The organism is Rothia sp. HMSC068F09, assembly GCF_001812775.1.
Lineage (GTDB): Bacteria > Actinomycetota > Actinomycetes > Actinomycetales > Micrococcaceae > Rothia > Rothia mucilaginosa_A.
In genome coordinates this window covers 1-26,140 of the sequence record NZ_KV810423.1, presented here as the reverse complement: position 1 = coordinate 26,140, position 26,140 = coordinate 1, and the positions used below count along the sequence as shown (strand labels likewise).

Annotated in this window: 17 protein-coding genes and 1 pseudogene; 3 read left to right on the top strand and 15 right to left on the bottom strand. The window is 67.2% G+C overall.

The features are described 5' to 3' along the window. Nucleotides 1-209 precede the first annotated feature (209 nt). From HMPREF2874_RS03725 to HMPREF2874_RS03705, 5 genes are all read right to left on the bottom strand, one after another. The gene (locus HMPREF2874_RS03725; RefSeq protein WP_049331382.1) at nt 210-1,592 is read right to left on the bottom strand and encodes a hypothetical protein; all 1,383 of its coding nucleotides are present in this window, start codon (nt 1,590-1,592) and stop codon (nt 210-212) included. Between the two features lie 318 nt (nt 1,593-1,910). After that, the gene (gene lgt / locus HMPREF2874_RS03720) at nt 1,911-2,930 is read right to left on the bottom strand and encodes a prolipoprotein diacylglyceryl transferase (protein ID WP_083309833.1); all 1,020 of its coding nucleotides are present in this window, start codon (nt 2,928-2,930) and stop codon (nt 1,911-1,913) included. Then, on the bottom strand, nt 2,930-3,784 hold the full coding sequence (gene trpA, locus HMPREF2874_RS03715; RefSeq protein ID WP_070648992.1) for a tryptophan synthase subunit alpha: 855 nt from the start codon (nt 3,782-3,784) through the stop codon (nt 2,930-2,932). Before trpA ends, lgt begins: the two co-directional genes overlap by 1 nt. Continuing rightward, entirely contained in the window at nt 3,784-5,118 is a 1,335-nt protein-coding gene (gene trpB / locus HMPREF2874_RS03710) for a tryptophan synthase subunit beta (RefSeq protein ID WP_049331388.1), read from the bottom strand. Before trpB ends, trpA begins: the two co-directional genes overlap by 1 nt. A 276-nt stretch (nt 5,119-5,394) precedes the next feature. Then, on the bottom strand, nt 5,395-8,841 hold the full coding sequence (locus tag HMPREF2874_RS03705) for a chromosome segregation SMC family protein (RefSeq protein ID WP_070649016.1): 3,447 nt from the start codon (nt 8,839-8,841) through the stop codon (nt 5,395-5,397). A 324-nt stretch (nt 8,842-9,165) separates the two neighbouring features. On the opposite strand from HMPREF2874_RS03705, the gene HMPREF2874_RS03700 reads away from it, so the two are divergent. The 3 genes from HMPREF2874_RS03700 to HMPREF2874_RS03690 are packed head-to-tail and all read left to right on the top strand — an operon-like array spanning nt 9,166 to nt 14,549. After that, nucleotides 9,166-10,218: a 3-oxoacyl-ACP synthase III gene (locus tag HMPREF2874_RS03700; protein WP_049363034.1), complete on the top strand. Its 1,053-nt coding sequence runs from the start codon at nt 9,166-9,168 to the stop codon at nt 10,216-10,218. 54 nt (nt 10,219-10,272) lie between these two features. Next, nucleotides 10,273-13,290 (top strand): alpha/beta fold hydrolase, encoded by a 3,018-nt coding sequence (locus HMPREF2874_RS03695; protein WP_070648991.1) that lies wholly within the window; start codon nt 10,273-10,275, stop codon nt 13,288-13,290. 32 nt (nt 13,291-13,322) lie between these two features. Next, nucleotides 13,323-14,549 (top strand): NAD-dependent epimerase/dehydratase family protein, encoded by a 1,227-nt coding sequence (locus tag HMPREF2874_RS03690; protein ID WP_070648990.1) that lies wholly within the window; start codon nt 13,323-13,325, stop codon nt 14,547-14,549. Between the two features lie 173 nt (nt 14,550-14,722). Here HMPREF2874_RS03690 and mutM read toward each other — a convergent pair whose 3' ends face one another. The 10 genes and pseudogenes from mutM to HMPREF2874_RS03640 form a co-directional block, all read right to left on the bottom strand. Further along, nucleotides 14,723-15,739, bottom strand: coding sequence for a bifunctional DNA-formamidopyrimidine glycosylase/DNA-(apurinic or apyrimidinic site) lyase (gene mutM / locus HMPREF2874_RS03685; RefSeq protein WP_070648989.1), 1,017 nt, complete (start codon nt 15,737-15,739; stop codon nt 14,723-14,725). Between the two features lie 41 nt (nt 15,740-15,780). Next, nucleotides 15,781-16,470, bottom strand: coding sequence for a ribonuclease III (gene rnc / locus HMPREF2874_RS03680; protein ID WP_070648988.1), 690 nt, complete (start codon nt 16,468-16,470; stop codon nt 15,781-15,783). 16 nt (nt 16,471-16,486) lie between these two features. Beyond that, a complete protein-coding gene (gene rpmF / locus HMPREF2874_RS03675; protein ID WP_005505656.1) occupies nt 16,487-16,690 on the bottom strand; it encodes a 50S ribosomal protein L32 in 204 nt (67 codons plus the stop codon). A 30-nt stretch (nt 16,691-16,720) separates the two neighbouring features. Then, entirely contained in the window at nt 16,721-17,311 is a 591-nt protein-coding gene (locus tag HMPREF2874_RS03670) for a YceD family protein (protein WP_080974899.1), read from the bottom strand. A gap of 206 nt (nt 17,312-17,517) precedes the next feature. Beyond that, nucleotides 17,518-17,994, bottom strand: a complete 477-nt coding sequence (coaD, locus tag HMPREF2874_RS03665; RefSeq protein WP_070648987.1) for a pantetheine-phosphate adenylyltransferase — start codon at nt 17,992-17,994, stop codon at nt 17,518-17,520. Further along, nucleotides 17,991-18,647, bottom strand: coding sequence for a 16S rRNA (guanine(966)-N(2))-methyltransferase RsmD (gene rsmD, locus HMPREF2874_RS03660; protein ID WP_070648986.1), 657 nt, complete (start codon nt 18,645-18,647; stop codon nt 17,991-17,993). The genes coaD and rsmD overlap by 4 nt, the downstream gene beginning before the upstream one ends. Before the next feature lie 119 nt (nt 18,648-18,766). After that, nucleotides 18,767-22,033 carry an ATP-dependent DNA helicase RecG gene (locus HMPREF2874_RS03655; RefSeq protein ID WP_083309832.1) on the bottom strand — a complete coding sequence of 1,089 codons (3,267 nt, stop codon included), beginning with the start codon at nt 22,031-22,033 and terminating at the stop codon, nt 18,767-18,769. Continuing rightward, a complete protein-coding gene (locus HMPREF2874_RS03650) occupies nt 22,030-23,448 on the bottom strand; it encodes a DAK2 domain-containing protein (protein WP_141754213.1) in 1,419 nt (472 codons plus the stop codon). The genes HMPREF2874_RS03655 and HMPREF2874_RS03650 overlap by 4 nt, the downstream gene beginning before the upstream one ends. 228 nt (nt 23,449-23,676) lie before the next feature. Further along, a complete protein-coding gene (locus HMPREF2874_RS03645; protein ID WP_246823768.1) occupies nt 23,677-24,861 on the bottom strand; it encodes a thiamine-phosphate kinase in 1,185 nt (394 codons plus the stop codon). Nucleotides 24,862-25,080: 219 nt separating this feature from the next. After that, nucleotides 25,081-26,140 (bottom strand): annotated as a pseudogene (locus HMPREF2874_RS03640) (hypothetical protein); the annotation flags it as partial.

Here is a 26,140-nt window from a genome sequence, read left to right as displayed (position 1 = left end):
TGATATGTTTTCGATAAGGTCCATTCCGACTAATGCGCTAAACCGCCAAAGGTTGAAATGACGCTATGACAAAGCAACACAGAAGATGAGAATGCCTCCCAAACCAGCGGTCTGGGAGGCACTCAGAAAAAATTTAAATATTAAGTTTGGTGCGCACAGTACCCTAAAGGTAGGGTTCAACCCGCACCTATACGGTTCCTAGCGGCATCTTAGAAGCAGAAAGCAACCTCGACCGAACCGGCACCGCGCTCACCCGAGGCGCTCGGGGCGTTCATGGCCCAGCCCAGGTCACTCACGTACGCGGTCGTATCCATGTAGGTTCCACCGCCTGCACCACCGCCGGCCAGCTGCACCGTACCCACCGCGTAGCGGGAACGAGCCGGATCGTTATTCCACTTTTGCGAAACCACGCGGGCCGAGACGCTCAGCGCCGCACCCGAACCGCCGCCGCCGTACCCGGCACCGCCGCCTCCGGATACCACCGACTGGTAGCCGTTAAACATCGCGCCCGCATTCGAGGGGGACGCGTCGGTGCCCGCGGGGGTCTGGTCCCACTGGTACGAATAGCTGACCACGCCATCCGCGCCCTTCGCGCGGAAACCGCTCGGGCCGGTCTCACCCGCCGCCGCGCTGCTCACCAGCTTCTGCGTGGAGGTGCTCGAGAAGCCAATCACGGAACCGTCGGAGGTCGGCGGATCCAGCTTCTCACCGCCACCACCGCCCATGCCGTTCATAGCGCCCGAACCGGGGTTCACCTTCAGCAGCGGCACCGACTGCGCCGTGTACGAGGTGAAACCCACGAAACCCGGGGAACCGTCGCCGTCGCTGGAACCGGCGCCTCCGCCGGTGCTGAACTGGTGGCGGCGACCGGAGCTATCCAGGGAGTAGTAAGCCGTCGCCTGCAGCGCACCCGGCTTCGCGGGGCTCGGCAGATCCGTCGCGTACGTGGCCAGAGTTCCCGCGCCGCCGCCACCGCCGGCGACAATCATCGGCACGCCGTCCACCTCAATCGCGGAAGAACCGCCGCCCGAGGAGGAATAAAGCACGGCGTTCATGCCGCCATGTCCCATCACACCACCGGTGCGGCCGGTCAGGCTCTCAATCGCGGCGACCACATCCGCAGGGACCGGGGAGGAAGCCTTCGAGGAGCCGCCCACGCCGTAGCCGTCACCGCCCTCGGCCGGGGTCAGCTCACCGTTACCGATGCCGCCCGAACCGGCCGTCAGGGTAATCACCTGGCCGCCGCGCACCGGCATGGATCCCTCTACCAGGGCGCCCGAACCGGCGTCCGCAACGGCGTAGTTCGTGCCGCCGGCGCCGCCAATCACGGTGAAACGCATGCGTCGGGCACCCGCGGGCACGGTCAGAACGGCAACCTTCTTCACGCCGTCACCGGCGGTAATCAGGGTGGAATCCTCGTAGGGTCCGGTACATTCGCCTTCCTCGGGGGAGGCGGCAAAAGCGGGAACCAGGGTCGAAGCCGCGACGGCGGGGGCGGCCCAGGCCGCACCGGCCACGAGACGACGACGGGTCAGGCCCGAACGGGAGGAGGGAGAAATTGGGCGTGAAGAATCGCCGGAAGAAGAGCTCACGATATGTGTCCTGTAGTTGAGTGAATGATTCTGAGCGCGGTGCGTGCCGCGCGGAAGGGACCGATTCCCAGAGGCTATGCCCCCACGCGAGCACGTATTACCGTGGTTCCTCTATTATGCCTTCTCAGGCCCCTGTTTTCACAAGTCGCCGAAAACCCTCTGCGGTGTGGAAGCCGAGTCGGGAGCTCCACGAGAGCAGAACGCAGGTAAGGGGGCCGACAACGGGGTCAGGCACGGGAGCTGAAAGACAGAAAACCGCCGGACGGGGTGCTCCCCCATCCGGCGGTTTTCAGCATGAATTATCGGTTACCGAGAGCATCAGCTGGACGCGGTGTCTTCCGACTTCCCGGCCTTTTCGGCCTTTTCGGCGGCCTCCGATTTCCCCTCGGAATCGTCGGAGTCTTCGGCGCTCGCAGAGTCCTCGGCATCATCGGCCTTCTTCTCCGAACGCTTCGGAGCAACCTCCACGGGGCCGGGCTCAACACCCGCGGCGGCCTTCGCCGCCGCGCGACGACCGGCCACCACAAAGCCCGCGGCACCCAGTAGCACCAGCAGCAGGGCCGTCCACACGTGAATACGTACGCCCCAGAGCATCTCCGAGGTATCGATGCGCAGGAACATCTCGATGAAGAGGCGACCCACGCCGTAGTAGAACACGTACAGCCACAGGGTCTGACCCAGCTTCAGCACGCCCTTACGGCTCAGCCACAGCAACAACGCCACGCCCAGCAGGTTCCACAGCGACTCGTACAGGAACGTCGGGTGGAACAGCGTGCCGGCCGGATACTGCGAGGGAAAATTACCGCTCGAGGTGCTAATCTCCAGACCCCACGGCAGGGTCGTCGGCTTGCCGAACAGCTCCTGGTTGAACCAGTTGCCCCAGCGGCCAAAGGCCTGGGCCAGCAGAATACCGGGGGCCACCGCATCCGCAAAGGCCGCGAAGTTCATGCCGTAGCGGCGGCAACCGTACCAGGCGCCCAGCGCGCCCACCGACACGGCACCCATGATGCCGATGCCGCCCTCCCAAATCTTCAGAAAGGCCCACGGATCAGCGACATTCGGGCCGAAGTAGCTACCCGGGTCGGTAATCAGCACGTGGTAGGCGCGGGCACCCACGATGCCGGCCGGGATGGCCCACATCGCCACGTCAAAGACGCGTTCGCCCGTGCCGCCCATCGCCTTCCAGCGGCGGGCACCCAGCCACAGGCACACCGCCATACCGGTCAGAATGCACAGAGCGTAGAAATGCACACGAAACGGGCCCAGCTGCAGGTACGAGACGCTCGGGGAAGGAATCGACAGCGCCGGCAGGGCCACCGCCGAAAGCAGGGCCGACATTAAGCCTCACGCCCCGCCAGCTCGCGGGTCAGGCGGGCTACCGCATCCACGCCGCCGGAGGCCAGGGCCTTCACCAGCGCGGTACCGACGATCACACCGTCCGCGTAGGCGCCAATCTCCTCCACGTGAGCGCGGGTCGAAACGCCCAGGCCCACACACGCGCGCTTGGCGCCGGCGGCCTTGATATCCGCCACCAGGATGCGGGCTGCCTCCGACACGGAGGTGCGGGCACCGGTCACGCCCATGACCGACACCGCGTACACGAAGCCGCTCGAGGCCTTCGCCACGGTTGCCAGACGCTCCGGCGAGGAGGACAGCGCGGCCAGGAAGATACGGTCCAGTCCATACTCGGCGGAAGCGGCGAACCAGGCCGACGCCTCATCGGGCACCAGGTCGGGGGTAATCATGCCCGCGCCACCGGCAGCCGCCAGGTCACGCGCAAAATTCTTCACGCCGTACGCCAGAACCGGGTTCCAATAGGTCATGACCACGACCACCGCGTCGGTGGCCTCGGTAATGCGGCGGACCGCCTCAAAGAGCTGGGAAAGCTTGAAGCCGTTCTCCAGAGCCTGGCCGGTCGCCTTCTGAATCACCGGACCGTCCATCACCGGGTCGGAGTAGGGAACGCCCAGCTCGATGATGTCGGCGCCGTTGTTGCCCAGGGCAATCGCCGCGTCAATGGACTCCTCCAGGGTGGGGAAACCCACCGGCAGGTAGCCAATCAGGGCCGCACGGCCCTCGGCCTCGCACTGCGCGAGACGAGCGGCCAGGGGCGAATCGGGGTTAGCGGGAGGGAAGGTACCGTCCACCACCTCGTAGGGGGCGGCGTGGGGAATGAAGTCCTGGTAGCTCATTACTTAGCCTCGCTCTCGGTCTGGGCGTTCTTTTCAGCGGAGGCGGCGGCCTCCTTGTTGCCGGTCATCAGGGTCGAGGACGGGATGGCCTTACCCAGGCCGAACCACTTCTGAGCGGTCTCCATGTCCTTATCGCCGCGGCCCGACAGGCACACAATCATGGTCTTCTCGCGGGCGGCCTCCGGGTCCTCGGCGGCCCAGCGCTGGCACACGCGCAGTGCGCCGGCCAGGGCGTGCGAAGACTCAATCGCCGGGATGATGCCCTCGGTGCGGCAGAGCAGGCTCAGCGCATCCATGGCTTCGGTGTCGGTCACCGGCTCGTAGGTCACGCGGCCAATATCGGAGAGGTACGAGTGCTCCGGGCCCACACCCGGGTAGTCCAGGCCAGCAGAAATCGAGTGGGACTCGATGGTCTGGCCATCCTCGTCCTGCATCAGGTAGGTCATCGCGCCGTGCAGCATGCCCGGGCGGCCCAGGGTGATGGTCGCCGCGTGACGGCCCGTCTCCACGCCGTCGCCGCCGGCCTCAAAGCCGTAAATCTCGACCGAGGGGTCGTCCAGGAACGCGTGGAACAGGCCAATCGCGTTCGAACCGCCGCCCACGCAGGCGGCCAGGCCGTCGGGCAGGCGACCGGTTAGCTGCTGAATCTGCTCGCGCGCCTCCGTGCCGATGGCGTCGTGGAAGAAACGCACCATCGCCGGGAACGGGTGCGCACCGGCGGCGGTACCCAGCAGGTAGTGGGTGTTCTCGACGTTCGCAACCCAATCGCGCAGCGCCTCGTTAATGGCGTCCTTCAGGGTGCGGGAGCCGTTCTGCACCGCAATCACCTTCGCGCCCAGCAGCTGCATGCGGGCAACGTTCAGGGCCTGACGCTCGGTGTCTTCCTCGCCCATGTACACCACGCACTCCATGCCGAACAGGGCTGCGGCGGTCGCGGTGGCCACGCCGTGCTGGCCGGCGCCGGTCTCAGCAATCAGGCGGGTCTTGCCCATGCGCTTGGCCAGCAGAGCCTGGCCCAGCACGTTGTTGATCTTGTGGCTACCGGTGTGGTTCAGGTCCTCGCGCTTGAGGAAGACGCGGGCACCGGCGTGCTCCGAGAACTTCGGAACCTCGGTCAGCAGCGACGGACGGTTCGAGTACTCGGCGGAGAGGCGCTTGAACTCGGCCAGGAACTCGGGATCGTTCTTCGCCTCGTTAAAGGTGGTCTCCAGCTCATCCATGGCGGCAATCAGCGACTCGGGCATCCACCGCCCGCCGTACTCACCAAAGTAGGGGCCGGGGGCGTTCTTCAACGACTTACCGTTGAGGAAAGCATCTGCCAGGTTTTCGCTCATCACTATTCCTTCCCTGGATGGTTGATGCCGGATGCGCGAATCTCGCGGGCCCGCGGGTGCGGGGGCGGCGCATCGGGCCTGAACGGGGCGAACCCGGCCGGCGTGTACGGGTTTTCCCGCGCCGTTTTAAGAAATGCGCGGGAAAAATCCGAAATGCTCAAAGAAAGCGTGCCGGCGGGTGTTCACCCATAATTTTCAATAGTACCCCGGGCGCGCCTGCCCAAATGTCGCCGAGGGGCGTGATAAAGCCCCAAGCGGGTCCATTCCGAAGGAAACCTAGAGCAACTCGCGCAGCTCTTCCATATCCTGAGACAGCACGGCGGAGACACCCTCGCGCATCGACACCCCGTACAGGGTCTGCGCCATCTGCATCGTGCGCTTCTGATGCGTCACCACAATCAGCTGGGAGCGCTCCCCCAGCTCGCCCAGCACCTGCAACAGGCGCGAGAGGTTGCGGTCGTCCAGGGCGGCCTCCACCTCGTCAAGGGCGTAGAAGGGCGAGGGGCGCGACATATAAATCGCAATCAGCAGGGCCAACGAGGCCAGGGAGCGTTCACCGCCCGAAAGCAGGGAGAGTCGCTTGACCTTCTTGCCGGCCGGGCGGGCGTGAATCTCCACGCCGGCGTTCAGCGGGTCGGCGGGGTCGTCGAGCTCCAGGTGGCCCTCGCCGCCGGGGAAGAGCGTCGCGAAGATGCGGCGGTAGTGCGTGTTAATATCCTCCAGCGCGGCGGTGAAGACCTCAGCGATGTGGGAGCTCACCTCGTCCATGACCGTGTTGAGGTCGCGGCGAGTCGCCTTCAGGTCGTCAATCTGCTGGTTCAGGTAGGCGTGGCGCTCGGAGAGGGCCTCATACTCCTCCAGGGCCAGCGGGTTGATGGCGCCCAGGGCGGTGAGCTCGGCGCGGGTCGCCTCCAGGCGGGCGCGCACAACGGCGGTGGGGATCTCGCGTTCGGAGGGCTCGTCCTCGGGGTTTTCCGCGCCGTCGGCATTTTCTACATTCTTTGCGGCGCTTTCGGTATTTTCGGTCGCTTCCTTTTCTGCGGTATTTTCGGGCGCCCCCGCGAAGCTTTCGATATTTTCGGAAATGTCCACGGGCAGCTGCTCGGAGTAGTCCTCCCCCAGCTGTTCCAGGCTCACGCCCGTCTGCAGGCGCACCCGCTCGGCCAGGGCCTGCAGGCGCTCCTGCACGCGGGCCGCCTCGGTCTGGGTGCGGGCCAGCAGGGTCAGGGCCGCGGCGTGGCTCGACTGCAGGTCGCGCACCTCCTCATCGGCGGCGAGGGCGCTTTCGCGGGTCTTCTCCAGCTCGGCGCTCAGCTCGCGCAGCTGCCCCTCGCGCTCGGTCACCTCGGCGGAGAGCACCTCGAGCAGTCGGCGGGCGCGGCGCTCCACCGTGGCGGCGGGGGCCTGCTCCCCCGTGCCGGCCAGGTACTCGTCCTCGCGGGTGCGGGCGGCGCAGTAGGCGGACTCCGCCTCGCTCATGGCACGCTCGGCGGCGGCCAGTCGCTCGACGTGGCGGGCGCGCTCGTTCTGAACGTTCAGCGCGGAGTCCTTCAGGGACTCGGCCTCCGCGCGGGCGCGGGCGTGCTCGGCGGCGGCCACGCCGGCGGCCTTGGCGGCCTCTCGCTCGTCCTCGACCGCGGATTCCGATGCGGCGCGGGCGCGGGCCACGGCGGCCTCGGCATCGTCCAGGGAGGCGCGGGTGAGGGCTACTGCGCGCTCGGCCTCCCGGTGGGCCGCGGCCAGCTCCAGGGCGCTCACGCCCTCGGCCGGGTAGAGCAGGCTGTAGCGGGTGTACTCGACTCCGCGCGCGTCAAAGACGCGCCAGAAAACGTCCCGGCCGGCGGTTTCTCCCTCGGGGGTCGAGGTGTCGCTCTCGGAGCTTTCGAGGTTTTCGGAGTCGTTGGAGTCTTCGGGGGTTTCGGGGTACTCGGCGGTCAGCAGGCGCAGGGCAGCCTCGGCCGCCTCGGAGCTCGGGGCGAAGAGGGTACCGACCAGGCGCTCACGCAGGGCGGCAACCACAACCCGCAGGGTCTCGCCGCCGATGCCACTCAGCGCGGCGGCCTCCTCGTTCAGGGGCTCGACGACCTCGAGGGCCGCGCGCACGCCCAGCTCGGCCAGGCGCTCCGCGTGAAGCTCGGGAAGCGAAGCGGCGGGGACTCGCTCGCGCGAGGGGGCCTCCCCGCGCAGGTGGGAACGGTCGGGGCCAGCGGAGGACTCGGTGAGTGCGGCCGTGGCCAGGGCGCTCAGGGCGCAGGCCGCCGCGCGAGCGTACTCGGGGTCAATCTGCACGGCGTTGAGCACGCGCAGGGCACCCGCGGCGGGCGCCCCGGAATCGGCCGGTTCGGCGTGCTCCAGTAGCTCGCCGGTTTCGGGATCGAACTCGTCCTCGCCCGGAGCGACAACATTCGACGCGGCATCCCCGGCAGGGTCCTCCCCCAGGCTCTGCCCCAGCGCCTCACGCAGGGTCGCGGCACGCTCGGAGGCCGCCGCGTAGGCGCGGGTCGCCTCCACCGCCTCGGCGCGGGCCGCATCCAGCTGTTCCTGCGCGCGGGCCCGGCGGTGCGCTGCCTCCCCGGTGCTCCGTTCGCAACGCTCCACGGCCTCGGCGGCACGCTCCACCCGGGCGAGGGCCTCCGCGTAGCGCTCCTCAAAGCCGGCGTACTGCTCGGTGACGCGCTCGGACTCCTCGCGGCGCTCCTCCAGCGCCTCCAGGGCGCGCTCGTACCCGGCGCGGGCGGCGGCGGTCGCCTCCGTCAGCTCCACGCGGTAGGTGCGCACGCGCTCGGCCGCGATGGACTGCGCCGAGCGGGTGCGCGCCGCAGACTCGCGCAGGGAAGACACCGCGGCCTGGGCTGCCGTCACCTCTGCGGTGAGTCGAAGCTGCCCCTCGCGATGCGCCTCGGCCGCCTCGCGGGCCGCCCGCAGTTGTTCGCTCAGGCCCTCGGCGCGGCGGGTACCTTCCGCCTCGGAGGCGAGAGCCTGCGCCTGCTCAGCCTGCAGAACACCCAGCTGACGAGCCAAAAGTACCGCCTCCAGCTGGCGGATGCGCGCCTGCAGCTGGCGTGCAGTCGCGGCGGATTCTGCCTGCTCGCTCAGCGGCTGCAGCTGCGAATCCAGCTCGGCAACCAGGTCGCTCAGGCGGGTAACGTTCGATGCCACAGACTCCAGCTTGCGGCTGGTCTTCTCCTGGCGGCGGCGGTACTTGACCACGCCTGCCGCCTGCTCAATCATGTCGCGGCGCTGCTGCGCGGTGGCGTGCAGGACCGCGTCCAGCTGACCCTGGCCGACGAGCACGTGCATCTGCTGACCCAGACCCGCCTCCGAGAGCAGGTCCTGAATGTCGGCAAGGCGCGCCGGGGAGCCGTTAATCTCGTACTCGCTGCCGCCGGAGCGGAACATGGTGCGCGAAATCTGCACCCGATCAGCGGGAATGCTGAGGGTGCCATCAGAATTATCGAAAGTCAGGGTGACTTTGGCGCGGCCCAGGGGCGCACGCTGGGCGCCGTCGCCCGAACCAGCCTCGCCGGAGCCCGCGAAGATAACGTCCTTCATGCTGCCGCCGCGCAGGCTCTTAGCGCCCTGCTCGCCCATCACCCAGGCGAGCGCATCCAGCACGTTGGACTTGCCGGAGCCGTTCGGTCCGACCACCGCGTTAATGCCGGGGGTGAACTCAAAAGTGGTGGCGGAGGCGAAAGACTTGAACCCGCGCAGGGTCAGCGACATCAGGTGCACAAGGGGCCTTTCTGCAGAAGAACTGGTGTGTGCCGGGCACGTTCTGTGGTGCGTGGCGGCATCCCTCTAGTGTACGCGGTGCGGCGGGCGGGCGGAGCGAACGTGCACGGGGTGAAAGGGGTTCAAAGTTCCTCATTGTGCATCATCTTACGCGCGGGGTGAACGGGCGCGTTCATATTGGGTCTACGGATACGGGTTCGCCCGGTCGGTGCGGTAGATTGGAATGAGCATCACGAATTCTGCGGGGCCGCTGTTCGCATCCCCGCGTTTTTCTATGTATCCCACTGACTTCTATTTTCAAGGGCCACACCATTGATGAATGCATCCGCCGATAAGGTCGGCACGAACTCTGACATTCGCCACGCTAACGCAGCTCTGCTGTCTATTACCCATGAGCTGCCTCCGGAGGTCGTCACGAGCGACTACTTCGATGAGCAGCTGGCCCAAACCTATAAGCGTCTGCGCATGCCGAAGGGCCTGCTGGAGCGTCTAGCCGGTATTAGCACTCGCCGCGGTTGGGCTGAGGGTCAGACCTTCGAGGACGGCGTTGTTGCCGCAGCCGAGAAGGCTATCGAACAGGCGGGTATTGACCGTTCCCAGATTGGCCTGCTGATTAACGCTTCGGTGACTCGCGATAACTTTGAGCCCGCCGTTTCGGTGGGTGTGCACGACCGCCTGGAACTACCGCGTCACGCCCTGAACTTCGATATTACGAACGCCTGCCTGGGCTTTGTGAACGCAATGACTGTCGCCTCCACCATGATTGATGCGGGTGCTATCGACTACGCTCTGATTGTCGCTGGCGAGGACCCCTCCCCGTGGCACCGTACCGCGGTGCGCATCCTGAACAACCCCGATTCGACCCGCGAGGATGTGCTGGCTCAGTTCGCGACCCTGACCCTCGGCTCGGGTGCGGCGGCGGCTGTGATTGGTCGCGCTGACCGCCACCCGGAGGGTCACCGCATCGTCGGTTCGGTGTCCCGCGCGGGCACTGAGCACCGTAACCTGTGCATCGGTGGCGAGGCAGATCAGGGCATGAACACTGACGCTGAGGGCCTACTCAAGCACGGTCTGGAGCTGGTGGCGCAGGCGTGGGAGCAGGCGCATCAGGACGGCTGGGAGTGGAACGATATGACCTCCTACGTGACCCATCAGATTTCTAACGCCCACACGAACGCCATTATTGAGGCGGTCGGTATTGAGCGTGAGCGCATCCCCTTGACCTTCCCGAAGTGGGGCAATGTGGCTGCGGCGGCTCTGCCGATGACTCTCGCCGAGTGCGCGCCGACCTACACGAAGGGCGACCGTATTCTGTGCATGGGTGTGGGTTCTGGCCTGAACACTGCCCTGCTTGAGATTCAGTGGTAACCCGTTAGCTTTTGCGGTAGACATTCACCGATTCGATCCGGAAGGATTCCCAGCATGCGCCATTTGAACTTCCCTAAGGCTCAGCCCCCGTATAACCCGGAGGAATGGGCGGGCGTGAACCCGCGCTACTCCCACCTTCTGGAGGTGCCCACCACCGCCCCCATTGAGCAGCGGGCGCAGCAGGCTGGCGCGCGCCGCTGGCACTACCTGGATAACCTTCCGGTGCTGGTCGAGCAGGGTTTGGAGCCGATTGGCACGATCCTGTGCGTGCACGGTAACCCGACCTGGTCGTACCTGTGGCGTACCGTGCTGGATGCGGGCGTGAATGAGCGCGCCCCGTGGCGTGTGGTTGCGGTTGATCAGATTGATATGGGTTATTCGGAGCGCACCCACCTGGATTTGGAGGGTGAGCGCCGCTCCCTGACCGACCGTATTGCTGACCTGGGTGATTTCACGAAGGCACTCGGTCTGGATGAGACCGATAAGCCGGTCGTGACCCTCGCTCACGACTGGGGTGGGCTGGTGTCCTTCGGTTGGGCGCTGGAGCATCGCGAGATTCTTTCGGGCGTGATGCTGACGAACACCGCGGTCTACCATGACGGCATTGAGAATATCCCTGCCGCCCTGCGCCTGGCGTTGGGAGTGCACGAGTGGGGTACTCACGATTCGACCGCATTTATTGATGTGACCTTGGGTTTGGCTCAGAATGAGGGTCGCCTGCCTGCGCCGGGTTCTGCCGGTGCCGGGGCGCTTGATGGTGCCCTGCCGCAGCCGGTGGGCAAGCAGCCTAAGCGCCTGTACCCGAGCCCTCTGAACGAGGCGATTTACCGCACCTACCGCGCCCCCTACGCCCACCCGGTCTGGCGCGAGGGCGTGCGCAACTTCGTGGGCGATATTCCGACCGGCACCGACGTGCCCTCGTACGCGCCCATGCAGCGTATTGCCGAGCAGATTCGTGACCTGGACGTACCCGCGTTCTTCCAGTGGGGCACGAAGGATCCGGTGTTCCAGCGCCGCTACCTCTTCGACCTGATGGAACGCATGCCGCAGGCGAAGGTGCACCGCTACGAGAAGGCTTCGCACCTGGTGGCCGAGGATTACGATATCGCCGCGCCGATCATGTCCTGGCTCGCGCAGACCTTTGGAACCCGCGGCGAGGACGGTTCCCTGGTTCCGGCACGCAACGCTGAGGCCGAGCACCGCGCCGCCCGCGCGCGCCGCCACGGCCTGGACGCCGAAACCTCGGCGGGAGCCGCCGGCGAGGGTACCGTTGCTGAGGGCGCTGTTCCCGAGGCGTTCCGCCCCATGCTCGCGGCCCTCACCGAGCACGCCGACGACACCTCCGTGGCCGTGGTGGACATGGACCCCAAGGGCGATGGCACCACCGTGAGCGTGACCCTCACCTGGGCCGAGCTGAACCGCCAGGTCAACGCCGCCGCGGCCCGCCTTCACGCCCTGGGTGTGCGTCCGGGTGACCGCGTGAACCTCATGGTGCCGCCCGGTGCACGCCTGACCACCCTGATCTACGCCTGCCTGAAGCTCGGCGCGGTCATCGTCGTGGCCGATACCGGCCTGGGCTTGGCGGGCCTGACCCGCGCGCTGAAGGGCGCCAACCCGAGCTTCCTGATCGGTATTCCCGCCGCGCTGACCGCCGCCCGCACCCTGCTCTGGCCGGGCAAGCGCATCTCGGTGGAGCCGCTGGGTGCCGCGCAGGAGAAGCTGCTGGGCGTATCCGGTTCCGTGTTCGCTGCCTCCGCCGAGGGACGACTCGGCGAGCCCATCCCCACCCCGACCGTGGTGGAGTTCCCCTCCCCCGTGCCGGATGCCGATGCGGCGGTGCTGTACACCTCCGGTTCGACCGGCCCGGCCAAGGGCGTGGTGTACACGCAGCGGCAGCTGGCGGGTATGCGCGACGCCATCGCGAACACCTACGGTTTTACGCCCGGTAGCGGCCTGGTGGCCGGCTTCGCGCCCTTCGCGCTGCTGGGCCCGGCGCTGGGCGCTACCAGCGTGACCCCGACCATGGATGTGACCCGCCCGAAGACCCTGACGGCCTCTGCCCTGGCCTCGGCTGCGGCGGCCATCGATGCTTCGGTCGTGTTCGCCTCCCCCGCCGCCCTGGTGAACGTGGTGGCGACCGCCGACGAGCTGGACGCTGAGCAACGTGCGGCCCTGGCGAAGGTTCAGACGGTGCTCAGCGCGGGCGCCCCGATCCCCGTGCCCCTGCTAGAGGAGCTGTCGGCCCTGGTGCCGAACGCCTCCCTGCACACCCCCTACGGCATGACAGAGGGCCTGCCGGTGACCGATGTGTCCTTCGAGATGATTCGCCAGGCGATTGCCGAGGGCACCCCGAACGCCGCCGGTGAGGTGCTCGACCCGTTCGCCCGCGACGGCGTGTGCGTTGGTTTCGCGGTGTACGGCGCGGCGGTGGCTATTGCACCGCTGCTGCAGGACGGTTCGGTCGATTCGCAGATGACCCACGAGCCCGGCGTGACCGGCGAGATTCTGGTGTCGGCACCGCACGTGAAGGACCGCTACGACACCCTGTGGGTGACCGAGGAGCAGTCCATTAGCACTCCGGGTTGGCATCACACCGGTGATGTCGGACACCTGGATGCTTCGGGTCGCCTGTGGGTTGAGGGCCGCCTCGCGCACGTGCTGCTGACCTCCCAGGGCGTGCTGACCCCGGTGGCTGCCGAGCAGTCCGCCGAGTCGCTGCCGGAGGTGCGCCGCGCCGCCCTGGTTGCGGTGGGTCCCGCCGGAACCGCCGCCCCCGTGCTGGTCGTCGAAGCTTCCGCGAACACCGCCGTCCTGGAGGCGCGTCAGTCGGCCTCCGTGTTCAAGCGCGCCCTGCTCGACCGCGTGCCCGGCGTGGGCCGCTTCCCCATCGCGGAGGGCGTGGCACCCTTCGAGCTCTCCCAGCTGGTGCGCCGAAAGGTCGCCGAGGATACCGGCGTGGAGGTGGCCGCCGTGCTGGTGGTGCACGAGCATCCGACCGATATTCGCCACAATTCGAAGATTGACCGCCCCGCCCTGGGCGAGTGGGCGGCTAAGGTCCTCGCCGGGGCGTAAATCCGCCGGGTTTTTACTTTCTAAGGAGCATGATGTCCCCTCGTTCTTCTCGTGGGTCCTCTTCTCGCGAGGTTGCGTCCCGCCTGTCGACCGCGCACACGGCGGCCTCCCCCACGGCTCGTTTCCGTAAGCCGGCGCGCCCCCTGGCCGCCCGCTACAGCGACCCCGCGCCGCGTTCCCTGCGCGCCGTCGAGGAGTCGGACTTCGCGCCGCGTATTGGCGAGCGCATCCTCTTCACGGGCGCGTCGGGCCTGCTGGGTCGTGAGAGCGTGCTGGAACTGCTGCGCGTCGGTTACGATGTGCGCGTTCTGCAGCGCGGCGACTCGGGCATCGCGGCCCTGCTACCCGATTCGATTCGCCCCCGCTTTGAGCAGGTGCGCGGCGACATCACGAACGAAAAGGTCGTCGACGAGGCCATGACCGGCGTGGACGGCGTGGTGCACGCCGCCGCGAAGGTTTCGGTCAGCGGCGAATGGGCCGACTACGAGCGCATCAATATTGGCGGAACCCGCGTCATGTTGCAGGCCGCCGTGAACCACTCGGTGCGCACCTTCCTGTACATTTCCTCGCCCTCGGTGGCCCACGCGGGATCTTCCATCGTGGGTGACGGCGCCGGCGTGGCGTCCCCGGAGCACGCACGCGGCAACTACGCCCGTTCCAAGGCGGCCGCCGAGCTGCTGGTTCTGGATGCGAACGGCACGCCCCTGCCCTCGGGCGGGGTCATGCATACCGGCGCGCTGCGCCCGCACCTGATGTGGGGCCCGGGCGATACCCAGCTGGTGGAGCGTATTCTGGAGCGTTCCGCCGCCGGTCGCCTGCCGCTGCTCTCTGGTGGTACGGGCCTGATTGACACGCTCTACATTGATAACGCCGCGGATGCGCTGGTGCGCGGCTACCAGCGCCTCGACGCCTTTGCGGGCCGGGCGCTGGTGGTCACGAACGGCCAGCCGCGCACTATCGCCGAGCTACTCGGCGGTTTCTGCGAGGCGGTCGGCGTTCCCGCCCCGCGCTTCTCGGTGCCGGCGAAGGTTGCGGCTCTGGCCGGGCGCGTGATCGAGCGCGTGTGGGAGCGCCTGCCCAAGAACGTGACGGCCGGTGATGAGCCGCCCATGACGGAGTTCCTCGCCGAGCAGCTCTCGACGGCGCACTGGTTCGATCAGCGCCGCACCCGCGAGCTGCTGCAGTGGGAGCCCTCCGTATCGATTGAGGAGGGTTACAAGCGCCTGGGGGCTTTCTACGGAGACAGGTACAGCCGCTAAGCTGCTTCTTTTCGGGCTGGCTCCCGAGCCCTTCCCCAGCCCAGCTTTAAACGAATGACGGCGTAGCTACATCCCCCGTTTTCGGGAGGAACGTAGCTACGCCGTCATTTTTGCGCCGGAGCGTCTATCTAGCGTGATGCTTTACGGAGCCTTTATCTAGCCCGCGCTTTTACCTAGCGGGAGCGCGGCGCCCGCTGGCAGTGCGGGCAACGATAGGAGGAGCGGTTCTGGAAGGGTTCGCGCACGATCAGGGAGGTGCGGCCCGCCTCCGCGCAACGGTGGCAGGGCTCCCCCGCCCGCCCGTAGGCGTTCAGCGAGCGCTCGAAGTACCCCGACTCGCCCAGCACGTTCACGTACAGGGCGTCGAAGCTCGTACCGCCGGCCGCCAGGGACTCGCGGAGCACCTGGGTGACCGCCGCCAGCAGGTCGCGGGTCTGCGCGGCGCTCAGGGTGCGCGCGGGCTTCGCGTAGTGCAGCCGCGCACGCCACAGCGCCTCGTCGGCGTAGATATTGCCCACCCCGGAGATCACCGACTGGTCCAGCAGAACCTTCTTAATGCCGCTGGAGGTGCGCAGGAACTTACGGCGCACCGCCGCGGGGTCGAAGAACTCATCCAGCGGGTCGCGGGCAATGTGCTTGACCGCCTGCGGCACGAGAAAACGCTCGGATACTTCACCTAGTGATGCTTTACCCGCCGCCGCGGGGACGTCCGGCACGAGCGGGCTGAGGAACATACCGCCGAAGATGCGCTGGTCCACGAAGAGCAACCGTTGCCCAGCGCCCGACGTACTGCCGGAATCTCCAGCGGGCCCCAGTTCCAGGGCCACGCGCAGGTGCCGCGGCACCTCATCATATGCCGCGCGAGCCTCCGCCTCACTACCCGATTCGCTGTCCAAATCACCGCCCGGCTCGTCACGCACGAGCAGCTGACCGCTCATGCCCAGGTGCACCACGAGCGCCTCGTCGGCGAGCGCACCGTCCGGCTCGCTCAGGGTCAGCCACAGGTACTTGCCGCGCCGGTAGGCACCGCGCAACGCTCTGCCGGTGAGCGCCGCCTCGAAGCCGGCGGGGCCGGGCAGGTGCCTGCGCAGCGAACGGGCATCGACCACGCGCACCGCCCGCACGGGGCGGCCCACCGAGTGCTCGGCAATACCCGCACGAACGGTTTCCACCTCGGGTAGTTCGGGCACGGGCTCTCTCCCTTCAACGATTTGCGGGTGACGCGGCGGGCCTAGACCAGCATGCGGTAGGCCTGCTCGGCGGCCAGGCGTTCCGCTTCCTTCTTGCTCGGGCCCACGCCGGTGCCCGTCTTCTGGTTCGCCACGATTGCGACCGCGGTGTACACGCGCGCGTGGTCGGGACCCTCACCGGTGACTTCATAGCTGACGTCCCCCCAGCCGCGGGCGGTGGCGAGGTTCAGCAGGTCGGTCTTCCAGTCGCGGCCGGAGTTCAGCACCTTCTCGTCGTCGAGCAGCGGCGCAATCAGGCGCAGAACCAGCTCGCGGGCTGCCTCGCGACCGCACTCCAGGTAGGTCAGGCCGAAAATCGCCTCCATGGTGTCGGCAAGAATCGAGTCCTTATCGGCACCGCCGGTGTGGATCTCGCCCTTACCGAGCAGGATGTACTTGCCCAGATCCAGATCGCGTGCCACCTTCGCCAACGCCACCGTCGACACCACTACGTGGTGTAGCTTCACGAGTTCACCTTCGGGCAGCTCGGGGTAGCGGCGGTACACCTCCTCGGCGATGGCCAGGGAGAGCACGGAGTCGCCCAGGAACTCCAGGCGCTCGTTGTGCTCCACCCCGGGGTTCTCGAAGGCGTAGGAGCGGTGGGTTAGGGATAGCAAAAACGTCTCGGCGTCGATATCGACCCCGAGACGTTTACGCAACTCCCTAGTATCAACACTAGGAAATTCAGTCATAAGGATTCACCGCTTCTTAGGCGTCTGCAACCTTACGGCCCTTGTACTCCAGGAACAGGGCGTTGCCTGCAGCGTCGGTTACAACCTTTGCCTGGTGGGGCAGGCTGTAGGTCACGCGACCGTTCTCGACGGTCTTAACCAGCTGGGGCACGGATGCCTTCCACTGGGAACGGCGTGCGCGGGTGTTAGCGCGGGACATCTTGCGCTTGGGAACAGCCACAGCTATCTCACAATCTCTAGTAACAACAATTTAGTTTTCGGTATCTGCGCCGAGCAGGCCCTGCAGGGCCGACCAGCGCGGATCCAACACCTCGTGATGATGCCCGGGGTCATCCTCCAGGCGCGCACCGCAATCGGCGCACAGACCCTGGCAGGTGTCCCTACAAACAGGCTGGAACGGCAGTTGAAGGATTACTGCGTCCCGCAGTGCCGGTTCAAGGTCGATCGAATCATCCTCAACGGCGTACTGCTCATCTACTTCGTCTTCGGGGCCGCCAGCCGGGGCCTTCTCAAAGACGAAAAGCTCTTGAATATTGGCCGACATCTCGTAATCAATCGGATCCAAGCAGAGGCTACACTCGCCGTGTACATCCACGACGACGGAGCCGGTAACTAGGATACCATCAACAACAGACTCCATACGAATATCGAGGTCAATATCCGAACCCTCTTCCACGCCGATAAGCGCGTTACCCAGGTCGGCCGGTGCGGGCACGACCTCGGTGAGGGTTTCCATGGTGCCGGGACGGTGCATCAGGTTAGTAACCGATACCACCAGCGGCGATGCGTCTGCACGTGAAATGGCGTTTCTCCTTACGAAATGTATAAACCAAAGTCCCATTTTAGGGGTGGTTCGCGCGGTTAATCAAGATTAAGGCTCTTTTAAATCCAATTAAGTGGCGCTCGCCTCTTAAATACCCCCTTAAGGAGGCGCCGCGCGGCGCTTAACCGGCCGGCCGGGGACGGTGCAGAGGTGGTTAAACGCCCCGTCGGTGGTGCGGGTATGCCAGATGGGCGGGCCCTCTAACGCCCCAAGACCCGACTTAACTAGGCGCTCTTCAGGGCGCGGGCCACCACCTCCGGCACGAAGGGGGTCACGTCACCACCCAGCGAAGCCACCTCGCGAATAATGGTCGAGGACACCGCACCGTAGCGGTCCTCACCCGCCAGGAACACGGTCTCCACGCGGGCCAGGTGACGGTTCATGCTCGCCATGGGAGCCTCATAGCTGTAGTCCGTGGCCGAGCGCAGGCCCTTGACCAGCACCTTCGCGCCGCGCTCGGCCGCGTACTCGGCCAGCAACACGCCCGGCGGAATCGGTTCCACGCTCACGCCCTCAATGCCGAGCTCGCGCAGGGACTCCTCCACGAGCCGCACGCGCTCCTCGAGGGAGAAGCGGTACTTCTTGGCACTGTTATGGGCCACGCCCACGATGACTTCATCGAAGAGCCCGGCGGCCCGGGCAATAATCTCCAGGTGACCGTGGTGCACGGGGTCAAAAGATCCGGGGCACAGGGCAATCATGCGGTAACCTCCGCGGTGTCGAAGTGGTGAGGGGCGGTTTCGTCGGCAGAGTCGTCGGCGGGTTCTTCCCCACCGGCCGGCTCTTCGGGCTCAACGTAGTAGAGCACCGTCTCGCCGTGCTGGCGGGTCGAGAAGCAGTGCAGCTCGCCGCCCCACTCGGGTTCCGCATCGCGCGAGGAGCGTTCCACCACCACGACGGCACCCGGGGCGAGCTTGGGGGTCAGCGCCCGCATGAGCTCGCGCACCTGCTCGTTCGGCATGGCGTAGGGCGGGTCAACGAACACCAGGTCCCACGGGCCCGATGCGGTCTGCACGTAGCTCAGCGCCTGAGACTGCTGCACGCGAGCCACAGAACCGGCAGCTTTGCCGCCCATCGCCTTCTGCACCGCCTCGACGTTGCGACGAATCACCGCAACCGCCTTCGGGTAGGTGTCCAGCAGGGTCACGGAGGCCGCCCCGCGGGAAAGCGCCTCGCATCCGAGCGCACCCGAGCCACCAAAGGCATCCAGTACGCGGGCGTCGCGCAGCAGGTCGTAGCTCTCCAGCTTGGAGAAGAGGGATTCTTTCACCCGGTCCGTGGTGGGGCGTGTGTTGTCCCCCGGCACCGAGGCCAGGCGCACGCCTCCGGCGGCACCGGCAATAATGCGGCTCATAGGGTCTCTCCTCTGAAGTAGTTGACTAACTAGGTAACGGCGGTGTGGTGCAGTTACGGTTTGGGCGGGCACGGTTTTAGCGAACAGTGGGCAGAGTGTGCTCCCCATTCCCCGAGCACCTATCCCCTGCCGAGGAAGGCCTCGCGGTCAGCGTCCAGGGCACGGTCAATCGTGCGGGCCAGCGACGGGTGCTTAGCCAGCGTCGGGTCCTTCTCAACCACCGAGCGGGCGTCCTCTCGGGCCCTCTCGATAATGTCGGCATCGGCGAGCGCCCGCAGAAAGCGCAGGGTGCTCTTCGAGCCGGACTGCGCAGCACCCAGAATATCACCCTCGCGGCGCTGGGCCAGGTCGATGCGTGAGAGCTCAAAGCCGTCCGTGGTGGAGGCGACCGCATCCAGACGCTCGCGGGAGACACCGCCCTCCTCCTGGCGGGTGACCAGCAGGCAGGTGCCCGCGTAGCCGCCGCGGCCCACACGGCCGCGCAGCTGGTGCAGGCCCGAGATGCCGAAGCGGTCCGCGTCCATGATGATCATGAGCGTGGCGTTCGGGACGTTCACGCCCACCTCGATGACGGTGGTGCTGATGAGCAGGTCAATCTCGCCGCGCTCGAAGGCGGTCATGACGGCAGTCTTCTCCGCCGGATCCATGCGGCCGTGCAGGGTGCCGATGCGTACGCCGACGAGGGAATCCTCGGCGCTCAGGTAGGCGTGCATGGAGGCCACGGAGGTCAGCTGCACCTTGCCGTCACTGCTGGCCCGACCGCCCAGGCCCGGGGTTCCCGCAACGGTCGGGACGGAGGCACCGAAGAACGCGGCACCCTCCTCCAGGCCGTCGCCGTCCTCCCCGATTTTGGGTACGACGACGTACACCTGGTGCCCCGCGTCGATTTCTTCTCGGGCGCGCCGCCACAGGCGGGAGGCCCAGGCGGGCTTCTCCGCGAGGGGCACCACGTGGGTCGAAATCTTCTGGCGGCCGGCGGGCAGGGTGTCCAGCACGGACACATCCAGGTCGCCGAACACCGTCATGGCGACGGTGCGCGGAATGGGCGTCGCGGTCATGACCAGCCGGTGCGGCAGAGCGCCGTCGGGGCCGCGCAGGCCGTCGCGCTGCTCCACGCCGAAGCGGTGCTGCTCGTCCACCACGACCAGGCCCAGGTCGTTGAAGCGTACGTCGTCGGAGAGCAGGGCGTGCGTACCAATCACAATCTGCGCGGTGCCGTCGGCGAGCTCCTTCAGCACCTGGCGCTTGGCGCGGGTGCCCATGGAGGCGGTCAGCAGGCGCACGCGCACGCGGCCGGGTTCCTCTCCGCTCCCCGCGGGGCTTCCCTCGGCTGAATCATCAGCGTCAGAGTCTTCGGGCGCGGCCATGTCCCCCAGGATGTCCAGCACCGAACGCAGGTGCTGCTCGGCGAGCACCTCGGTCGGTGCGAGCATCGCGGACTGGCCGCCCGCATCGGCCACCTGCAACATGGCGCGCAGTGCCACCACGGTTTTGCCGGAGCCCACGTCACCCTGCAGCAGGCGGTTCATGGGCGATTCGCTCGCGAGGTCGGCGGAGATTTCCTCCCCCACCTTCCGCTGTCCCTCGGTCAGCTCGTAGGGCAGCACCTCGAGCAGGCGATCGGCCAGGCCGTCCTTGATGGGCGGCCGGGCCTGCGTGCGGTGCGCTGCTCGGGCCGAGTGCAGGCGCGCCAGGGCGCTCTGCAGCACGAAGGCCTCACGGTAACGCATCTGCGCCTGGGCGGCACGCCACGTGTCCTCGGTGTCGGGAGTGTGCAGGGCGCGGTAGGTCCAGGCAAGGGAGGGCACCTTGCGGGCGCGACGAATCGCGTAGGGCACCGGGTCCTCGAGCTCCTTGAGCGGGACCTTCTCCAGCAGCTGCTCCATGTACCCGGCGATGCGGTCGGTGGGTAGCTTGGCGGGGGCCCGGTAGACGGGCACGGGGGCGGTGGCGGCCTCGTTCATCTCGGAGCCGGAGGCGTCCTTCGAGAGCAGGGCGTAGTGCGGGTTGGTGAGCGTGTACTCGCCGCGGTAGATGCCGACCTTACCGGAGAACATCATGGTTTCGCCCTCGCGAATTTCGCGGGCGGCGGTCCAGGCGTTGAAGAAGGAAAGCTTCATCTGCGCGCCGATGAGCGGCGCGGGTGCGGGCACGCCAAAGAGGCCGCCCTGCTCGGGACGGTTCTGGGTAAAGTCGTCCTGCCCGTAGGAGTCGGCGTAGCCCGTGTAGGATGCGGGCGCGGCGAGGGAGTCGATGCGCGGGTTGTGCTGGCCGGTTGCCTGCCAGCGCAGACCCAGCCCGGATGCCCCCCGGGAGGAGGTGCCCGGGGCGGAGGCGTTGGCGCGGCCGGGGGTCACGGACACGGGCCCGATGCCGCCGAAGCCGCTCTCCTCGTGCGCGGAGGAGTCGGCGAGCCGGTCGGTGATGGTCACCTCGGTGATTTTGCCGCGGCGGGCCGCCATGGTGCGGGTGCTCACGTGCACCACGCGCGCGATGATGGTGACGTCCTGCCCCTCAACGAGTTCGGCGAAGGAGCTGAGCTCACCGCGCGGCAGGTACTTGCGCGGGAAGTGTTCGAGCATCTGGCCGACCGTGGTGATTCCCAGGTGCGTGGCGATGGCCTTGGCGCTGGGGGCGGGCAGGTACTTTTTGAGGGGCGTATTCTCGAGGCTGTCCTCGGCGGCGTAGCGCGCCAGGGCACGACTTTTGGCCTCCGCGGCAACTGATGCGGAGGTCGATTTCTCAGCCGGGGCCTTCCGTTCAGCCGGGGCCTTCTTCGCGGAGGCTTTCTGCGCCGGTTTCTGCCGGGCCGGCTTCTTCGGCGTGGGCTCCTCCGGCTGAGCCGTTTCCGGCTGAGCCGTCTGCCGGACCGGTTTCTTTCGGGCGGGTGCCTTCCGTGCCGGCTTCTTCGGCGTGGGCTCCTCCGGTTGAGCCGTCTCCGGTTGAGCCGTCTCCGGTTGAGCCGTTTCCGGCTGAGCCGTCTGCCGGGCGGCCAGCGCGATATCCACAAGCTCGTAGAGCGCATCGTCGGTCATGGCGTGCGCGGCGGGGCCCAGCGAATGTTTGAGCGCCCTGAGCGCTTTACGGTAGGGTGCGCTGGTTCGACGTGCGGCCCGTTCGCTCAGCTCCTCGCGGCTCGCCTCGCCACGAGCAAAGGCGGCAAGGTCGCGGACGGTCAGCTCGGCCGTGGTGCGCAGCTGTTCGTCGCTGAGGAGGGGCACCCCGCGTTCCCTCTTGTGAGGTTCGACGAGCGCAGCGGGTTCAGCCTTCTCGGCGGGTACAACAGGATTGGCGGGTTCGGTGGGCGCGACAGGCTCAGCCCCGAAAAGGCCCAGGTCCAGGGCCTCCTGTTCGGGGCTGTGCTTTGGGGTGCGGCGCGGGCTCATCCGCAGCCCTCCGCGTGGTGCCCGTCCGCGAGCGAGGAGATGCGCTCGTCCGACCACTCCCCGTAGGAGGTCACGAGTCGGCGGGCCGGCTCCACCTCGGGAACGTGCACGTGCACGGCCCAGAGGCCTGCGGCCATATCCAGCGGGGTGATGAGCAGGCTATCGCCCATGCCCTCCAGCTCGAGGCGTAGCTGAGCCATCGCGAGGGGTTCGCAGCGCAGGGTACCCATGAGCTCCCAGCCGCTCTCCCCCTCCTCTGCGGGAGTCTTCGCGTCCGTTTCGGGGACGACCTGTGCGGGTGCCGTGGAGGCGGGGGTCAGCATGCTCCGAACTTCCTCCTCGCTCAGGGTTGCGCCCTCCCACCGCGGGTTGGCGTGCACGACGGCCAGGTAAAAGCCGAGGGCACCGGCGTCCACACTTCCGGCCAGGTGCGGTGCGGGCGGATGCTTGGCGGTGCGTTCCAGGGCCCTCAGCATGGCGGCGCGGCGGGCGCGGTTCAGAGGGGTTTCCGCCCCGTCAACGTCCTCCGCCTTGGCACCATCCGCCCCGCTAGCTCCGGGCTCGCCAGCTTCGGGCTCTTCAGCGCCGTGCGCGGGTTTCTCGGGGGTGTCCTCCTCCTCGGGGTAGTACAAGCCCAGGTTGGCCAGCTCCACCATGACGGAAAGCATCGTGGAGGGCACCATCTGCTCCCCCACGCTTGCACGCACGCGCTCGGCGGCGCAGGCCATGGCGCGGGCCTCGGCCACCGCGTAGTCAAAACCGCGGGGCGCCTCGAGGTCTCCGTCCCCCGAAGCGGCCGCGTGAGCCGCGCGCACCCGCTCCTCATCTCGGGCGAGGGCGCTCAGCAGGGGCAGTTTCTCAGCCTCCGGACCCAGCTCCTGGGCAAGGTTGCCGGGCAGGCCCCAGTAGCTGCGCACGGCTTCCAAGCCCCAGGCGCAGAGCAGCGTTCCGGAGTTGCCGCGGGCCATCCGCGAGGCGCTCACGATGGCGCGCTCGTAGATTCCACCCAGACGCACCCACAGGTGGGCCAGTCCGGGCACGTCCTCGCGGTCAGCGGGGTCCTCGAAGAGGAGTTCCTCCATGCCCCGGTCGAATTCCTCGGTGAGCGTGCGCAGGGTGTGGGCCAGGTTCGACCCGGTGTCGTGGTCGGGCACGGGAAAGCCGTTGAGCTCGTTGAGGGGTTCGCGGTAGTGGTCCACCACCGCGCGGGCGCTCGCGGACCAGGCGATGCCGAATCGATAGGCTCGCATGCAGGCCCGGCGGTACACCTCGCGGGCCTCGCGCAGTGAATCATTGCGCTCGGGGCCGGTCGGCGCAGAAGCGCTATTCGACCCCTCAGAAAGACCCCCGGGACGGGCATCACCGCGGGTTCCGGCGGGCCGGGTGCCCCGCGAGTCTTCACGTTCTGTCCTCATGCTCCCCTCCTGCGGTTCCGGTTTCTGGTGTTTCCGCGAGCCCACGCGCGCCAGGGCTGGCCCGCACCACGGCTAATTGCGGTAATTCGCAGGTCGGCGGGTGGGCGCAGTCTTCGCGCCCTTACCCCACCCCTGCTTCGTATTTCTATTCTAATAGAATTTTCGATTAAATGTACGGTATTTTCCGCGAAACCCAAGAGTCTAAGAACCCGCAGGTCCCGGCTCACGCTAGGCGCCGTAGTGTTCCCAGCCCAGCTCGCTCAGGGGCGCGCCGTTCATGAGCACGGCACCGGCCGCGAGCGACCCGCGATGCCCCGCACCGTAGTGCCCACCGGCCAGAGGATCTGCACTGTGGGCTCGGCCCGCGCGGTCCACGTGGCACGAGCCCAGGGTCGTAAAGCCCTCGGGCACCTCCCCGGGGAAGGTCGCCAGCAAGCCGTGGTCCTCTCCCCCGCCGAGCACGAAGGCCCTGGCCAGGGAGGCGGGGCTGTCGGCCCCCTCATTGTGTTCGACGATGGTCAGTAGCAGACGGGCCACGGGCAACAGGGGCGCGGCAAGCGCATCCACGGCGTCCTCGTCCAGGTGGATCTGCACGCCGGATGCGCGGGCGATCCGGCCCGAATCTTTGACGAGCCCGTCGGAAACGTCCAGCATGGCGTTCGCACCCGCATCGCGCGCCGCCTCGCCCAGGGGCACCGGGCTGACCGGGCGCATCTGCGCATCAATGGCACGTTCGCAGGCCTCGAGCATTTCGGCCGCTTCGGCGCTATTCAGGGTTCCGATGAGGTCCAAAAGCCCCTCGGACAGGGGAATTTCGGGGAGCGGATCGTGGGACAGCCCGCCGTTCGCGATGCCCTTCAGCAGCACCATGGCGGGGCGGGATAGCGGGTTGAGGAGCAGCCGCAACCCGGCGTCGGCCCAGCCGGTACGCCCGGCCAGCGCAAGCGTATCACCCGCCTGCGCGTCGGAGCGCAGCACGGGCCGGTCGGTGCGGCCCAGGGCGGTGACGGTTACCGAAATCTCGCCGGAGGCACCCATGTCGCCCCCGGCGATCGTGCAGTCTTCGGCTCCGCAGGCGCGCACGCCGTCCACGAGTCCCCGGGCGAAGTCCTCGACCCAGCCGTAGGGGGTTTCACCCGGCAGGCTCAGGGATGCGAAGAGGCTCACGGGCCGCGCGCCCATGGCGGCGACGTCGGCCAGGTTTTGCGTGGCCGATTTGCGGCCGACCTCGTACCCGCCACTACGGGTTCCGTCGAAGCCCCCGAGCCAGGGGTCCATAAAATCTTGGTTTTGCACGAGGGTATCGGTGGTGACCACGGTCCGCTCGGTCGAGGGGGTCAGCACAGCGCAGTCGTCTCCGGGTCCCACCTCGAGCGCTTCGGTGCGCCCCGATGCGCGGAGTGCGTCGGTCACTCGTTCGTTATGCGCCTCGATAATGGGCATGAAGGCGCGCAGAACGCGGGACTCTCCCAGCTGCGCGAGAGGCGTCTCGCGCGTGGGATGGTCCCGCGTTTCACTAGATGCTTGAGGATTCACACCCTTAATTATCGCGTATTCTGCGCTACGCGTTAGCTCGCGGCCGCTTTTCTCACTAGGGAGAATGACGGCCCGCTCTCTACCCGTTCGGGAGTCTTAGCTTCCCTGGCTGAAGTAGCGGATTGCCAGGGCAATCAGCACGATGCCGATGAGCGAGAAGAGAATCAGCGGCGCGATGCCGGACAGGCCCGAATCGTCCGCGTCGGCATTCTTCACGGCCTGCTCCTGCGAAGCGTTCGCGCCGTCGGCCTTGGTCACGCTCTTGGCGGAGCGGCTGGCGGTAGCGGACGCGGAGGAGCTGGGCGACTTCGATGCTGCCGCCGAGCTGGGCGACTTCGAGGGGCTGGCCTCTGCAGTTCGGTCATCCTCAGACTTATTACGCGAAAGGTAACCGGCCACCCAATCGGCTGCACCGGGGATGGAATCCTGCGAACCATTGTTCGCCGCGATGCGTCCCAGCGTGGTGGAGCCGGCGGGCAACGGATCCTCATCGGTGTCACCAATCGGGGTCGGCTTTGCGGACTCGCTCGATGCCGACGGAGTGCTCGGGCGCGCCACCTCGATGGAGATGACGGTGTCCTCTTGACGCCTGGTCGGCGCAATAACCTCACGGTCCACCGAGGGCGCCGGCGCCACGGGCTCTGTCTCCGGAGGAGCCACCGGTTGGTTCGGGGTGTTATCCCTGGGTTCGTCGGAAATCACGGGGATAACGGGAACCACCGGATCCTGGGAAACGTTCTTCGTGGGGTCCGGATTGGGCACGGGGACAACCGGCTGTTGCTTAGGTTCCTGAGCGGGGTCCTTAACCGGGTTCGGGTCTGCATCCTTGGAGGGTTCCGGGGCCGGCTCGGGGACGGGATCCTGAGTCGGCTCGGGGGTCACATCCTTGGAAGGCTCCGGGGTCGGCTCGGGGGTCACATCCTTGGAAGGCTCCGGGGTCACGTCCTTGGAGGGTTCCGGGGTCGGCTCGGGGGCCACGTCCTTGGAGGGTTCCGGGGTCGGCTCCGGAGTCACATCCTTGGAGGGCTCCGGAGTCGGCTCGGCAGTCTTCGAAGGCTCCGGGGTCGGCTCAGCACTCTTCGAAGGCTCCGGAGTGGGCTCGGCGCTCTTTGAAGGGTCCGGAGTGGGCTCGGCGCTCTTCGAAGGCTCGGGGGTG

Bases quoted from the DNA above. Each gene is read 5' to 3' on its own strand.
- lgt (WP_083309833.1), bottom strand. From the start codon at position 2,930: ATGTCGGCCCTGCTTTCGGCGGTGGCCCTGCCGGCGCTGTCGATTCCT.
- trpA (WP_070648992.1), bottom strand. From the start codon at position 3,784: ATGAGCTACCAGGACTTCATTCCCCACGCCGCCCCCTACGAGGTGGTG.
- trpB (WP_049331388.1), bottom strand. From the start codon at position 5,118: ATGAGCGAAAACCTGGCAGATGCTTTCCTCAACGGTAAGTCGTTGAAG.
- HMPREF2874_RS03705 (WP_070649016.1), bottom strand. From the start codon at position 8,841: ATGTCGCTGACCCTGCGCGGGTTCAAGTCTTTCGCCTCCGCCACCACT.
- HMPREF2874_RS03700 (WP_049363034.1), top strand. From the start codon at position 9,166: ATGAATGCATCCGCCGATAAGGTCGGCACGAACTCTGACATTCGCCAC.
- HMPREF2874_RS03695 (WP_070648991.1), top strand. From the start codon at position 10,273: ATGCGCCATTTGAACTTCCCTAAGGCTCAGCCCCCGTATAACCCGGAG.
- HMPREF2874_RS03690 (WP_070648990.1), top strand. From the start codon at position 13,323: ATGTCCCCTCGTTCTTCTCGTGGGTCCTCTTCTCGCGAGGTTGCGTCC.
- rnc (WP_070648988.1), bottom strand. From the start codon at position 16,470: ATGACTGAATTTCCTAGTGTTGATACTAGGGAGTTGCGTAAACGTCTC.
- HMPREF2874_RS03670 (WP_080974899.1), bottom strand. From the start codon at position 17,311: ATGGGACTTTGGTTTATACATTTCGTAAGGAGAAACGCCATTTCACGT.
- coaD (WP_070648987.1), bottom strand. From the start codon at position 17,994: ATGATTGCCCTGTGCCCCGGATCTTTTGACCCCGTGCACCACGGTCAC.
- rsmD (WP_070648986.1), bottom strand. From the start codon at position 18,647: ATGAGCCGCATTATTGCCGGTGCCGCCGGAGGCGTGCGCCTGGCCTCG.
- HMPREF2874_RS03655 (WP_083309832.1), bottom strand. From the start codon at position 22,033: ATGAGCCCGCGCCGCACCCCAAAGCACAGCCCCGAACAGGAGGCCCTG.
- HMPREF2874_RS03650 (WP_141754213.1), bottom strand. From the start codon at position 23,448: ATGAGGACAGAACGTGAAGACTCGCGGGGCACCCGGCCCGCCGGAACC.